The 13721-nt window shown below is 63.2% G+C and carries 13 protein-coding genes; 7 read left to right on the top strand and 6 right to left on the bottom strand.

Annotated elements, in window-relative coordinates:
- Positions 1-47: 47 nt before the first annotated feature.
- A complete protein-coding gene (locus HMP06_RS07225; RefSeq protein ID WP_176496489.1) occupies positions 48-1520 on the top strand; it encodes a tetratricopeptide repeat-containing sulfotransferase family protein in 1473 nt (490 codons plus the stop codon).
- A gap of 199 nt (positions 1521-1719) precedes the next feature.
- Positions 1720-3180 (top strand): amino acid permease, encoded by a 1461-nt coding sequence (locus tag HMP06_RS07220; RefSeq protein WP_176496488.1) that lies wholly within the window; start codon positions 1720-1722, stop codon positions 3178-3180.
- Here HMP06_RS07220 and HMP06_RS07215 read toward each other — a convergent pair.
- Positions 3177-3566: a type II toxin-antitoxin system death-on-curing family toxin gene (locus HMP06_RS07215; RefSeq protein ID WP_176496487.1), complete on the bottom strand. Its 390-nt coding sequence runs from the start codon at positions 3564-3566 to the stop codon at positions 3177-3179. The genes HMP06_RS07220 and HMP06_RS07215 overlap by 4 nt on opposite strands.
- 3 nt (positions 3567-3569) lie before the next feature.
- Positions 3570-3815 carry an AbrB/MazE/SpoVT family DNA-binding domain-containing protein gene (locus tag HMP06_RS07210; protein ID WP_176496486.1) on the bottom strand — a complete coding sequence of 82 codons (246 nt, stop codon included), beginning with the start codon at positions 3813-3815 and terminating at the stop codon, positions 3570-3572.
- Between the two features lie 89 nt (positions 3816-3904).
- Between HMP06_RS07210 and HMP06_RS07205 the strand changes: the two genes are divergently transcribed.
- From HMP06_RS07205 to HMP06_RS07195, 3 genes are all read left to right on the top strand, one after another.
- Positions 3905-4855, top strand: coding sequence for a cation diffusion facilitator family transporter (locus tag HMP06_RS07205; RefSeq protein ID WP_176496485.1), 951 nt, complete (start codon positions 3905-3907; stop codon positions 4853-4855).
- 242 nt (positions 4856-5097) lie between these two features.
- Positions 5098-6263 (top strand): IS3 family transposase gene (locus HMP06_RS07200; protein ID WP_176496016.1). Its coding sequence is split into 2 segments (ribosomal slippage): positions 5098-5350 and positions 5350-6263, totalling 1167 coding nucleotides; the frame shifts between segments, so codons are not numbered across the junction.
- 254 nt (positions 6264-6517) lie between these two features.
- Positions 6518-7000 (top strand): hypothetical protein, encoded by a 483-nt coding sequence (locus tag HMP06_RS07195; protein WP_176496484.1) that lies wholly within the window; start codon positions 6518-6520, stop codon positions 6998-7000.
- A gap of 292 nt (positions 7001-7292) precedes the next feature.
- Here the strand turns inward: HMP06_RS07195 and HMP06_RS07190 are convergent, their stop codons facing one another.
- The 3 genes from HMP06_RS07190 to HMP06_RS07180 form a co-directional block, all read right to left on the bottom strand.
- On the bottom strand, positions 7293-7970 hold the full coding sequence (locus HMP06_RS07190) for a DUF4893 domain-containing protein (protein WP_176496483.1): 678 nt from the start codon (positions 7968-7970) through the stop codon (positions 7293-7295).
- A gap of 74 nt (positions 7971-8044) precedes the next feature.
- Complete coding sequence (locus tag HMP06_RS07185; RefSeq protein WP_176496482.1) at positions 8045-8830, bottom strand: 3-hydroxybutyrate dehydrogenase; 786 nt, start codon at positions 8828-8830, stop codon at positions 8045-8047.
- A 21-nt stretch (positions 8831-8851) separates the two neighbouring features.
- Positions 8852-10027, bottom strand: coding sequence for a patatin-like phospholipase family protein (locus HMP06_RS07180; protein WP_176496481.1), 1176 nt, complete (start codon positions 10025-10027; stop codon positions 8852-8854).
- Between the two features lie 137 nt (positions 10028-10164).
- On the opposite strand from HMP06_RS07180, the gene ypfJ reads away from it, so the two are divergent.
- Both ypfJ and HMP06_RS07170 read left to right on the top strand, forming a co-directional pair.
- Positions 10165-11079, top strand: a complete 915-nt coding sequence (ypfJ, locus tag HMP06_RS07175) for a KPN_02809 family neutral zinc metallopeptidase (RefSeq protein WP_176496480.1) — start codon at positions 10165-10167, stop codon at positions 11077-11079.
- A gap of 37 nt (positions 11080-11116) precedes the next feature.
- On the top strand, positions 11117-12601 hold the full coding sequence (locus HMP06_RS07170) for a hypothetical protein (RefSeq protein ID WP_176496479.1): 1485 nt from the start codon (positions 11117-11119) through the stop codon (positions 12599-12601).
- 3 nt (positions 12602-12604) lie between these two features.
- Here the strand turns inward: HMP06_RS07170 and HMP06_RS07165 are convergent, their stop codons facing one another.
- Positions 12605-13606, bottom strand: coding sequence for an NADP-dependent oxidoreductase (locus HMP06_RS07165; RefSeq protein WP_176496478.1), 1002 nt, complete (start codon positions 13604-13606; stop codon positions 12605-12607).
- Positions 13607-13721: the final 115 nt, after the last annotated feature.

The raw sequence follows: 13721 nt of genomic DNA, 5'->3' as shown, positions 1-13721 counted from the left end.
GATCGGTGCTGCCTAGCAATCCCGCAAGCCGGTCGGTAGGAGGTGTGATGTCCGGCGCATCATCGAGCGAATTGTTAAAAATCGCGGACGCTCATGTCCGCTGCGGTGAGTGGCAGCAGGCAATTCCGTTTTTTCAGGCAAGCCTGGCGATCGACGGTGCCCAGCCCGATGCCTGGTTCAATCTGGCATGGGCGCAGCGCGCCGTCCGCTCGTTCGACGACGCCTTGCAGTCATATCAGCAAGCGATCGACCGTGGTGTGTCGCATCCGGAGGAAGCGCATGTAAATCGCGCGGCAATCCTCTCGGACCATCTCGATAGCCCACAGCGCGCACTTGCCGAGCTTGAGGCAGCATCCCGCGCTAATCCGTTTTTTGTCCCGGCGCTGCTCAATCTCGGGAATCTTTATGAAGATCTAGGCGAGTCCGATCTCGCGGGCGCGGCCTATGGCCGCGCGTTGGACGTTCACCCCGGCAATGGTCGCGCGCACGCACGGATCGCGATGATCGACCTCGCTGTTGATCAATCAGCGGGCGTCGTCGATCGACTGCGCAAGGCGCTCGACCGCACAACCACGCTGGAGGACCGCGCAGAGGTGCTCTTTGCGCTCGGCACAGCACTTGATAACGCAGCAGATTATGATGACGCATTCCAAGCTTTTGAAGCGGCTAACTGGATTGCCCGGTCGATTGCTCCGCAGCGGTATGACCCGATCGCACAGGAAGATCTCGTTGATCGGCTGATCGCGGCGTATCCTGCCGATCGACCGCTTTCTGTGGGGGGCTCGTCCCTCAACGCCCCAATTTTTGTCTGCGGCATGTTCCGGTCTGGTTCTACTTTGCTGGAGCAGATTCTCGGACGCCACAGCGCGGTTCGTTGTGGCGGTGAGTTAGAGGCAATTCCAGCGCTCGCCGGCAGGCTTCTCCCGTATCCCGAGGCAGCGGCTGCGCTCTCCGCCGAACAGGCGTCCGCGTTGCGCGCCGAATATCTGAAAATAGTCCCCGCTACTGGTATAATGACGGACAAGCGGTGCGACAATTTTCTGCACATTGGCCTGATAAAGACACTCTTTCCGGAATCTAAAATCGTTCATGCGCGCCGTAATGCGCTCGATACATTTCTATCAATTTACTTTCTTCATTTCGGTGAAGCCATTACCTACGGTAACGACCTTTCTGAAATACTACATTTCTACCGCCAATATCTTCGGCTTATGGCCCATTGGCACAGAGTTTTTTCAGTTGATATTATCGATTTTGACTATGACCATCTTGTTGCCGAACCAGATAAGGCGATATTCGACCTGATCGGGGCGCTCGGTCTTCCGTGGGAGGATCGTTGTTTGGTCGCCGGTAGCTCGGCCAATGTGGTACGGACCGCCAGTGCATGGCAAGTTAGGTATCCCGTACATCGCCGGTCATCCGGCCGGTGGCAGCGTTACCGGCACCATTTGGAAGGGGTCGTCACGGCACTTGCACAAATGGAAGAAGACTTCGCGTCGCGGCCTACGAACGCCTGCTAGGGGCGATCAACCCACAACCGCACCCGGGCGACGTCATCGGCGTATAGACTTCATACCGTTGTTTCGGGGTGCTGCGCGTGCGGCCTTCGCGCTTTGCATCTGCTGCGCGATCCGAATTTCGGCTCGCGCGGGGTTTCCACGATCGGGCGTCGCGCGCTAAGCCCGTTCGCGAACGGCGCAGATGCCGAGCGGGGGACGCATGGCCGATTTGTTGCGCAGGAAAATCATCGCCTTGGGTGACGACCGTCCGGTCGAGCACCGGCTGGCGCGGACCTTGTCCTGGCCGCATCTCGTCGCGCTGGGTGTCGGCGCGATCGTCGGCACCGGCATCCTGACGCTGATCGGCGTCGGGGCCGATCGTGCTGGGCCGGCGGTGCTGGTCAGCTTCGCGGTGGCAGGCGCGATCTGCGCGTGCGCGGCGCTCTGCTATGCCGAAATGGCGACGCTGATCCCGGCTTCGGGCAGCGCCTATACCTATAGCTATGCGGTGCTGGGCGAGGTCATCGCCTGGGTCGTCGGGTGGAGCCTGATCCTCGAATATTCGCTGGTCGTCTCGGCGGTCGCTGTCGGCTGGTCGGGCTATGCCGTCGGGTTCCTGCACGGCTTTGGTGAGCGGATCGGCGTGCCGCTCGATCTGCCGTGCGCGCTGACGCATGGGCCGGTGCTTTCGGGGTCGGTGTGCGGGCATGTCGTCACCGCGACCGAATATGGCATCAACCTGCCCGCGATCTTCATCATCGCGGTCGTTGCCGCATTGCTGATGCGCGGCACGCACGAGAGTGCGCGGATCAATTCGGTGCTGGTCGTGATCAAGATCATCACGCTGATCCTATTCGTCGCGGTCGCCTTGCCGCATTTCGATGTTGCCAATTTCCACCCGTTCGCGTCGCACGGCTTCGGATCGACCCCGGGGGAGGGCGGGGTGAAATATGGCGTGATGGGTGCGGCTGCGATCATCTTCTTCGCCTTCTACGGCTTCGATGCGATTTCGACCGCAGCGGAGGAGGCCAAGAACCCCGAGCGCGATCTGGCGATCGGCATCGTCGGGTCGATGGTGGTGTGTACGGTGATCTATATGGTCGTCGCTGCCGCCGCGATCGGCGCCGCGCGGCCCGATGTGTTCGGCAAGAGCGCCGAGCCGCTCGCCTTGATCCTGCGCCAGATCGGGCAGGGGACGATCGCCGAGATCGTCGGCGCGGCGGCGGCGATCGCGCTGCCGACGGTGATTCTCGGCTTCCTCTACGGGCAGAGCCGCATCTTCCTGGTGATGGCGCGCGACGGCTTCCTGCCGCAGAGCCTCGCCAAGGTATCGACGCGCGGCACGCCCGCGCGGATCACGCTGGTGACCGCGGTGTTCGTCAGCGTCATCGCCGCGCTGACCCCGCTCGACGTCATCGCCAGCCTCGCCAATGCCGGGACGTTGTGCGCGTTCGTCGCGGTCGCGGCCTGCGTGATGGTCTCGCGCCGCCGCGACCCCGCGATCCGCCGCCCGTTCCGCACGCCAATCGTATGGGTGATCGCCCCCGCCGCGATCCTCGGCTGCTTGTATCTGTTCACCAGTTTGCAGGAAGTGACGCAGGTCTCGTTCCTGGTGTGGAACGCGATCGGGCTGGCGGTGTATTTCGTCTACGGTCGCGCGCGGGCGGTGGCGGCGGACTAAGCCGCCACGATGTGCGCGCGGAACCAGGCGGTGAGGGCGTCGACCGTCAGTTCCCCTGCTGCCAACGCGAGAAAGGTCGTGACGAGTTCCACGTCGCTGCAATCGAGCTGGAATCCGTTCAGCACGAGAAAGGTTTCGCTGACCACCGCCGCCGTGCGCTTGTTGCCATCGACAAAGGGATGGTTGCGCGCGATCCCGAAGGCGTAGCTTGCCGCGAGATCGGCCACGTCGGGTTCGCCATAGGCGACTAGATTGAGCGGGCGCGCCATTGCGCTGTCGAGCACATTGGGGTCGCGCACGCCGATCGCCCCGCCATGCTCGGCAAGCTGCTCTTCATGCGCGGCGAGCGCGACCGCGCGGTCGACCCAGATCCAATCCGCGGCCACGCCTTACTTGGCCAATTCCCGCAGCGCATTGCGGCGACGCTTCATCACATCGCGCGCGGCCTCCATCTGAGCGGCGAAGCCATCGTCGTGGCGGCGCAAGCCGATACCCTCGGGGCTATCGGTCACATCCACCAGATCGCCGAGTGCCACGCCCATCTTGGCGAGCGTCTCCTTCGGCAGGATAACCCCAACCGAGTTTCCGATCTTGATGAGTTTCAGCGGTTTGGCAGGTGTGAAGGGTGCGTTCATACGCATGTTATAACACCCAGCGTCTGAAAGACAAAGGGTGACACGGAACACCCCTGCCGCATACAGCACCCCGACAGGGAGCCTCCACCATGTCCGCGTCCAAGCAAGACGGTTCAAACATCGTCGTCATCGCCGCGTTGCTCGCCAATCTCGGCATCGCGGTCGCCAAGTTCGTCGCGGCGTCGATCACCGGATCGTCGTCGATGCTGACCGAGGGGTTCCACTCGGTCGTCGACAGCTTCAACCAACTGCTGCTGCTCTACGGCCAGCATCGCGGGCGGCGCCCGCCGGACGAGGCACATCCCTTCGGCTATGGTCGCGAGCTGTATTTCTGGAGCTTTGTGGTCGCAATCCTGATCTTCGGGGTCGGCGCGGGTGTGTCGATCTACGAAGGCTGGGCGCATTGGAAAGACCCGGAAGACCTGCGCAATCCGCTGGTCAATTACATCGTGCTCGGCGTCGCGTTCGCGCTGGAGGGCGGGTCGTGGTTTCTCGCCGTGCGCGAATTCTCCGCCGCCAATCGCGGGCGCGGCTGGTGGGCGGCGGTGCGTCAGTCGAAGGATCCGGCGGGCTTCATCGTCCTGTTCGAGGATTCCGCCGCGCTCGCCGGACTGCTCGTCGCGGGCGTGGGCGTCTGGGCGAGCCATGCATGGAACGATCCGCGCATCGACGGCCTCGCCTCGATCGTAATCGGCCTCATCCTCGGCGTCGTCGCGGCGTTGCTGGCGCGCGAAGCGAAGGGCTTGCTGATCGGCGAAGCAGCCGATCCGGCCGTCGTTGCCCAAGTCCGCGCGATCGTCTCAGCGCGCCCGGAAATCACGGCGGTCAACCACGTCCGTACGCTCCACACCGCCCCGCAAAGCATCTTCGTCGCGATCAGCGCCGATTTTCGCGACACGCTGACAATGGGCGACGCCGAGACGCTGATCGAGGAGATCGAGACCGAACTGAAAGCCGCCGAGCCGCGGCTCTCGTCGATCTACATCCGCCCCGAAAAGCAGGAAAATGCGGCGCTCCTGCCGACCACGCCGCGCGCATAGCGAGACTGACGGCGCGCCGGCTACGGCGATTGGACTGTGGCTGAGCAGCTTTTGTCAGCTGGTTGCCGCTCACGCGGATTATGATTGCTTCCGCCCCATCTGCGGACGTTCCCAAGCGCGGAAGCATGCCGCATGAAACCGATGCGCTTCGATCCGCTATTTACCCTGCTCACCCTTGACGTGACCCCCGTTTTTTCCTCCAGTTGGAGCTAGAGTCCGACCCCGGAAGAAGGGACGGACAGATGAAGCGGAAGCAGTTTTCGGAAGAGCAGATCATCGGCATCCTGAAAGAGGCCGAGGCTGGCGCGGTGGTGACGGATCTGTGCCGGCGCTACGGGATGTCCAGCGCGACCTATTATGCGTGGAAGGCCAAGTTCGGCGGTCTGGAGGTGTCCGATGCGAAGCGGTTGCGGGCGCTCGAGGAGGAGAACGCCCGTCTCAAGCGGTTGCTGGCGGACACGATGCTCGACAACGCGGGTCTGAAGGACCTGCTATCAAAAAAATGGTAACGCCTGCCGCGAAGCGGGAAGCGGTCGCGCATCTCCAGACGGCGCTGGGGATGAGCGAGCGGCGGGCGTGTGCTGTCGTCGGGGCGGATCGCAAAAGCATGCGGTATCGCTCGTGCCGGGCGGATGATGGCGACCTGCGGTCGCGTCTGCGCGAGTTGGCGCAGCAGCGCCGGCGGTTCGGCTATCGGCGGCTGCATATCCTGCTGCGGCGCGACGGCATGACGATCAACCGCAAGAAGACCCAGCGGCTCTACCGCGAGGAAGGTCTGACGGTGCGACGCCGAAAGGGCCGCAAGCGCGCCGTCGGTGCGCGGGCACCGGCACCCGTGTTGGCGCTGCCCAACCAGCGCTGGAGCCTGGACTTCGTCCACGACCAGATGGCCACGGGGCGGCGGTTCCGCATCCTCAACATCGTCGACGACGTGACGCGCGAGTGTTTGCGAGCGGTGCTCGACACGTCGATCTCGGGCAAGCGGGTGGTGCGCGAGCTGGGTGATCTGATCGCCGAGCGCGGTGCGCCCAGGATGATCGTCAGCGACAACGGGACCGAACTGACCTCGAACGCGGTTCTCGCGTGGTCGGGCGATGCTTGCGTCGAGTGGCACTATATCGCCCCGGGAAAGCCGACGCAGAACGGGTTCGTCGAGAGCTTCAACGGTCGCATGCGCGACGAGCTGCTCAACGAGACGCTGTTCTTCACGGTCCGCCAGGCGCGCTCGATCCTCGCGCGCTGGGTCGATGACTACAACACCGAGCGGCCACATTCCTCGCTCGGCTACGCCACACCGGCGGCCTTTGCCGCCGACCTCGAAAAGCAACGGGCGGGTTTAAACCCGCCCGTTGCTTCGCCCGCGCTCCTGCGCGACAAAAACGGTCGGTCTCTGGCTGCCGCTGGATGAAAGACGGGGGTCACGTCACCCTCGGCGTGGCATCGTACGTCGTGTACGATGGCCATCGTGGCGGCGACCCAACGATCGTGATGCTTTGCTACATCCTGACCACCGCAGCCGTCATGGTTCTGGACCTCCTAACCCGTCTGTTTAGGCGCTTCGTGCCTAACCGGAGAGGCGTTCGCGTCCGCTAGCGCTCAGAAGCAGACCTTGCCCGCCTAACGGCTTGCTCCTTGCTTCCGATCGGATCACGGTGGGGATTGATGAAATACGTGACCGTTTTCGATGCTGCCGCCCAGCCCATGCGGAACTGGGGCTTTCCAGCATTTGGTCTTATTTTCGTGGTCATAGGTCTTGTGCTGGTCTTTAGGCCAGTATGGGTGCCGTTCGGTCATAGATGGCTACGACGAGGACTGTTCCCGTGGCTGTATCTCTTGTTCGCCACTGGCTGGACCATCGTTTCAGGCTTGACCGTGGGCCTCGATAGCTACCGGGCCGTTCAAGCGCTCAAAACGGGGGACTACAATGTGGTTGAAGGCCCCGTTGTGAATTTCACGCCGATGCCCATGGAGGGACACGCAGACGAGCAGTTCGACGTTGGCGGGGTGCACTTCGCCTACTCGGATTATGGCGTGACCGCTGGCTTTAACAACTCAGCTTCGCATGGCGGGCCAATCCGCTCGGGCTTGTTGGTGCGGATCGCTTACAAGGATGGCGAGATACTACGTTTGCAGGTGCAGCGCTGAAGTCCGCTTTCCACCACCGTCAGCCAATCGTCAGAGGGAGGCCACATTTGGGAACGCATTGCCAGACTTACGGGCGTCTACTCAGCGTGGAAGCCGATCCCCTTTCCGCCGATTGTGGCGGCGATTGCTGGGGCTGCGTTGGTGAACTCGAAGCCGATGGTTGGCCTCCATCCGCGAGGAAGGTGGCGAAGGAGGTGGCCGAGGGCTGGCGCAACCCAGATGGATCACCCAAGCCACCTCAGGAATGACGAACGGCAGCTTGCCACCACGTCCCGACATCACCGCCCGACCGCTACGGCTTAGGCACAATCTCCACCACATCGAGCAGCGATTCAAACCGCGGCTGCGGCAGCACCAGCCGCCAGCGGCGTGGGCCGATCCGCTCGACGTAGCCGGCCAGGTCGCGATTGGCGTCCTGCCCGTAATTGAGCGGCTTGGTCTCGTCGCCCAATACCATCGTGCCGAGAAACACTGCGCGGGACCCCGAATCCGGGAAGATCAGCCCGACCGGCCGCTGCGCGCCCGAGACCTTATAAAGGCTTGAAACATCGCCTTCGTCCCGCACCATGCAATCGACCGCGGGGTAGGTCGTGAGATTGCGCATCGCGGTGCCGTTGGCGCCCAGCTTGAACACGCGGCAGCGATATGCCCCAGCGGGCGGGGCTGCGGTCGGCAAAACACGATCGGGGTCGAACAGCGACGGATCGGCGCGCAGCACCGCCAGCCCGTCCGCCGACGTGACCTTCCCCAGCGCAACGACCCACGCCTGCCGCCACCCGCGTAGCCGGGCGCGGTCCGCCGCGGTGGCAACCCGGCGCCAGTCGGCCACGGTTTCGCCTCCCGGCGGCACGGCGCGCGACGGCGCGATGCGGACCTCGATCTTCTTGTCGCTGTCGCCGCCACAGCCCACGATGAGGGGGGCGGACAGGGCACACAGGGCAGTTCCGAAAATTCGGGTCAAGGGGTTCAAGGCGCTGATTCTTTCGTTGCGACCGTAATCCAACACACCACGGCCATGGAAAGTTGCCAAGCAGCACTTTGGTCTTAGGCGGCGGTCCACCCGCCATCCACGGACAGGTTCGCCCCGGTGATCGACTTCGCCTCGTCGCGGCACAGGAACAACGCGAGCGCCGCCACCTGATCCACCGTTACGAATTCCTTGGTCGGCTGCGCCTCGAGCAGCAAGTCATTGATGACTTGCTCGCGCGTCAGCCCGCGTGCCTTCATCGTGTCGGGGATTTGCCCCTCGACCAGCGGCGTCCAGACATAGCCGGGCGAAATGCAATTGACCGTAATGCCATGCGTCGCCGTCTCCAGCGCAATCGTCTTGGTCAGGCCCGCAATGCCGTGCTTGGCCATCACGTACGCCGATTTGTTGGGCGAGGCGACGAGCGAATGTGCCGAGGCGGTCGAGATGATCCGGCCCCATTTCGCCGCCTTCATGTGCGGCACCGCCGCCTGGATCAGATACCAGGCCGAGGTCAGGTTGATCTTGATGATCGCCTCGAACTTGTCCGCCGGGAAATCCTCGATCGGCGCGACATGCTGGATGCCGGCATTGTTGACGATGATGTCCGGACCGCCGAGCTCGGCATGGCAGCGCGCGACCATCGCCGCGATCTGGTCGGGCTTGGTCATGTCGGCGGAATCGTACAGCGCCTTGGCACCGCTCGCCGCTTCGAGCTTGGCGCGCTCGGTTTCGATCGCCGCGGCATCGCCAAAGCCGTTGATGACGACGTTCGCGCCCTCGGCGGCGAATCCCTTGGCATATTCAAGCCCGATGCCCGAGGTTGAGCCGGTGATGATGGCGGTCTTGCCCTTAAGGAACATGCGAAATCTCCGTGGGGTCGGTCAGGGGATGGGAAGAGGAGTCGGCTTCACCGTCAGATCGAACGCCGCGCTGGTGCCGGTTTCGATGTTGTGCGCCACCAATTGCGCGTTTGCCATCGTCTCGGCCACAGCTTGCTGCCCCGCCTCCCAATGTTCGCGCATCGTGCGGGCGGAAAATTCGAAGTCGCGGCTGCCGCCCTCCCACGCATTGGCGCGGTAGATCAGGTGGACGAGGTTGACCGGATCCTCGTTCGATTGCGCGCGCAGCGCCACCACGTCGGGGTCGTCATGGAGCTCTGCGGGCAGTTTCGCGATCACCTTGCGCGCGAGCTCGCGGTCCTTGCGGACGCGCATCACCTGGTCGGACACTTGCCGCGTGCGGCTGGAGAAGCGGATTTCCTTTTCGCGCGCCATCACGTCCATGATCGTGCGCGGGCGCTCGGTCGCGGCGGAGAACAGATCGATCTGGAACGCGAGCAGCGCCCCGGTCTGATGATCGAGCACATGCGTCAGCGGCGTGTTCGACACCAGCCCACCGTCCCACCACAGCCGCCCGTCGATCTCGACCGGCGGCAACCCGGGCGGCAACGCGCCCGACGCCATGATGTGGCGCGCATCGATCTTCGTGTCGGTCGTGTCGAAATAATGGAAATTGCCGCTCTCGACGTCGACCGCGCCGACCGACAGGCGGACCGGACCGTTATTGAGCAAATCCCAATCGATCAACGAGTCGAGCGTCGCCTTAAGCGGCGCGGAATCGTAGAAGCTCATCGCTTCGGGCGTTCCGGGCACGGCGAACATTGGCGAAACGAAGCGCGGGCTGAAGAACCCCGGCACGCCCGCCGCCAGCACGAACCCTGCCGACCATTCGTGCAGGAATTCGCGCATCTGGTCGTTCATGAAAATCGGGAAGCTGGGCAGCGCGGAACTCATCTTGTCCCAGAACGCGCCGAGCCGCTCGACCCGGCGCTCGGGCGGGTTGCCCGCCACGATTGCCGCGTTGATCGCACCGATCGAAATTCCAGCTACCCAGTCGATTTCGATCCCGCTCGACGCGAGGCCTTCGATTACGCCCGCCTGATACGATCCGAGCGCGCCGCCGCCCTGCAGCACCAGCGCGACACAGTCGGGGAGGGGCAGGGGGGCCTTTACGCCCTTCGCCAGCCGCTTCGGTTTGATCGGGTTTATATCGGCCATAGAGTTTTCATGCCTGTGTTGCAGTGCGGGATCAACGTTCGTTTTGCGCTTTGGCTGCGTCATCGCAAAAGCCGTTGCAACTCCACGCCGCCCCACGCATTCATGCCGCAGCGGAAACGACCCTGGGACTATCGACCATGCGCCTCGACGATTTCGATCCGAACATTAATGTAGAGGATCAGCGCGGTCAGGGGGGCGGCGGCTTCGGATTTGGCGGCGGCGGCGGTGGCGGCGGCTTGCTCTTTGGCCTGTTGCCCCTGGTGTTCAGCCGCTTCGGCTGCGGCGGGGTCGCGGTGTTGCTGGCCGTGATCTTCTTCTTCGGTGGCGGTCTCGGCATGCTTGGTGGCGGTGGCGGGAGTCAGCAATCCGCGCCGAGCGCGCAAGTCGGGCAGCAGCAAGCCGGGACCGACGCCGCCTCAAGCTGTGCGATCAACCCCGCGAGCAAGGCGGCGTGCAATGCCTTCAGTTCGGCCGACCGCACCTGGGCGAAGCTGCTCGGCCCGCGTTTCGAGGCACCGAAGCTGGTCTTCTACGGCGGCAGCGGCCGCTCCGGTTGCGGGGCCGCGCAAAGCGCGATGGGGCCGTTCTATTGCCCGCGCGACCAGGGGATCTATCTCGACACGACGTTCTTCGACGAACTCGCCAACCGCTTCGGCGCGAAGGGCGATTTCGCGCAATATTACGTGATCGCACACGAATTCGGCCATCATATCCAGCATTTGACCGGAGCCGCCGATCAGGTCGCGCAAATCCAGCAGCGCGGCAGCGAAATCGAGGGCAATCGCGCCTCGGTGAAGCTTGAGCTGCAAGCCGATTGCTACGCTGGCGTCTGGGCCGCACAGAATAAGGATCGGCTCGATCCGGGCGATATCGAAGAAGGCATGACCGCCGCCCAGGCGATCGGCGACGACACGCTGCAAAAGGAAACGCAAGGCCGCGTCGTCCCCGACAGCTTTACGCATGGGACTTCTGCGCAGCGCATGACATGGCTGCGCAAGGGCCTCGACACTGGTGACCCGAACCAGTGCGACACGTTCTCGGGCGCGATTTGAGCGAACAGTCTGCTGAGTGCGGGGGGAGTGTGGTGCTATGCTGGTTTCGACGATGATGTCTATGCTGCTGTCGGGCGCTTCGCCGACTGAACCTGCCCCAGCTTCATCACCATGCACTGCGGCGCTTGCAACCGAATGGCCCGCTCTGGTTGCAGAATTGCGTCAGCCGTGGCGTCTGATCTCGTTAAGCGAGTTCGATGTGCCACCTGCTGGTACGCCATTTGAGGACGGTTTGGGACCTTTGAGCGAACGCCAGCAAGACAGCCTCGCTCGCGCCCTTTCCCTAAGGACTATCTGTGCCACCGCCTCCGAAGCGGCGACGCCGACAAGGTTGCTAGACGCCGAACTATCGCTCGCTTTAGGAGAGTTGGCGCGCGCTTCGACGGCCTTGGATGGCGTAACCGTGCCGATTGGGAGTTCATATTTCACGCTGTTTCAAGTTCTGAAATTGCGGGCCGCAGTGGGCGGCAAGAATGTTGCGCGCTCGTCGGCTGCGCGTGCGGAGGCAATGGCCGCGCATGATGCGGTAATGCGTACCGCGCCCGGCTGGGTCGCATTACCGCGTATTGTCTTGAAGGGCACCACGATCGATATGTACCGCGCGCCCGCATCGAGGCAGGCAGAATTGATCGCGTGGCCCGTCAAATCGACATTCCCGAACCGTGTGTCGTTGACTGGGCTGGGGGATGATGAGCCTGATCGGTTGGACGCGAGGATTTTTGGTTGCGGCGTTTCGAACGGCGTGGATAGGGATTTCCTTGAGCCTGTTCGAACGGACTCGAGCGACAGCGCTCTGATAACATTGGCGACCGGGATCTTTTCCGATCAAACGATGATATCGCAGCTCGCCGAGGATGAAGACACCTTTGGTTTTGGGGACGATTGCACTGCGCTGGATCAGGTCCTTCCAGGCTTTGCCGGATCATACAGCTTCGTCGGCAATGAATTTTCCGGCATGAGTCCGAACGAAGCTCAGCTTGAAATCATGCAGCGGGGATCGGTTGCGCAACGTGCGGCTGCACGACGATTCATTGTTGCGCATCCGGGCGACGTCCATCCGTCCGCGCTGATTCAGGTGATTAGCGAGTTGGTAGCGCTCGGTGATTTTGAACGCGCGGCGTTTTGGTATTACGTTTGGCAAATTAGGAGCGAACCCTGGGCGCGGCTCGGATCGCGCGACGGCGATGCCGCGCTGCGCGGCGCAATCCGCGCTACGCTTGGCCCTGCGATCAATGGTTGGGCTGGGAGCGATATGATCGCGATGACAAACCTAATGAAACAGGCGAGCACGTTTGAAGCGCGCGCGCCCGTCTATTCTGGTCGTCCGGCCGGTGTTTCCGCAGCGGCCTGGGCGGCGGCAATCGCGCGGTCACGCGCCGACCATTCGGCGCGTACACTCGATCGAGCTATGCCCAACGATCCAAAGTTTATTGACGATGCGGATAAGGCTCGACGCCAGAACGGTCTCTCTGTCGGCCCCTGGAAAAACCGTGGCCAGCCGCTCGACCCGTCCTGGCGCTAGGCATCAAACCTTGACCAGCATCTTCCCGGTATTCCCACCCGTGAACAGCCCAAGGAACGCCTCCGGCGTCGCCTCCAGCCCGTCGAACACCGTCTCCGAATTGTGCAATTTGCCCTCGGTCAGCCAGCCGCCCATCACGCGGTAGAATTCCGCCGCATGGCCCATATGGTCGCTCACCAGTAGGCCGGTCATGCGGATGCGCATCCCGATCAGCCGCGCGAGATAGCGCAGCTCGGTCGGCTTGGCCGAATTGTAGATGTCGATCATCCCGCAAATCGCAAAGCGCGCGTGCAAATTGCCGGTCGCCAGCGCGGCATCGAGATGCTCACCGCCGACATTGTCGAAATAGACGTCGATGCCGTCCTTGCCGATCTCGCCCAGCGCCGCCATCAGCTTCTTCACCAGCGGTCCGTCGCTCTTGTAATCGATCACCGCATCGGCACCGAGCGACTTGACCAGCGCGCATTTCTCCGCCCCGCCCGCGCTGCCGATCACCGTCATCCCGCTCGCCTTGGCGACTTGCACCACGGTCGATCCGACTGCGCCCGCCGCGGCCGACACGAACACGACATCGCCTGCCTTGGCCTCGGCGACGCGCAGCAGACCGAAATACGCCGTCATCCCCGGCATCCCCAGCAACCCCAGGAATTGTTGCGGCGGTACGCCCAGATCGGGCAGCTTCTGCACGCTCGCACCCGGCAGCACGGCTTCGTCGCGCCAGCCCAGCATGTGCTGCACCATGTCGCCGACCGCGATGCCCTCGGCTTTGCTCTCCACCACTTCGCCGATCGCGCCGCCCTGCATCGGTTCGCCCAAGGCGAAGGGCGGAACGTAGGATTTCACGTCGTTCATCCGCCCGCGCATGTATGGATCAACCGACAGCCAGCGGTTCGCGATGCGCACTTCGCCATCTTTCAGCGCGGCACTAGCAACGTCGATCAGCTCGAAATCGGTTGTTACCGGCATGCCGTTCGGGCGCGATTTCAGGGTCCAGGCACGGGTCATCGATGACATCCTCTTGGTGATTTTCGAAAGCTGGGTATGCCGATGCCGCTACATTGGCAATGGCCAATCGCCGATCGAGAACGCCGAGCGGAGCGCAATCCGCGGCGCGTGGTTG

Origin of the sequence: Sphingomonas sp. HMP6 (assembly GCF_013374095.1) — a bacterium.
Classification (GTDB): Bacteria; Pseudomonadota; Alphaproteobacteria; order Sphingomonadales; family Sphingomonadaceae; genus Sphingomonas.
This window is presented reverse-complemented; position numbering and strand designations above follow the sequence as displayed.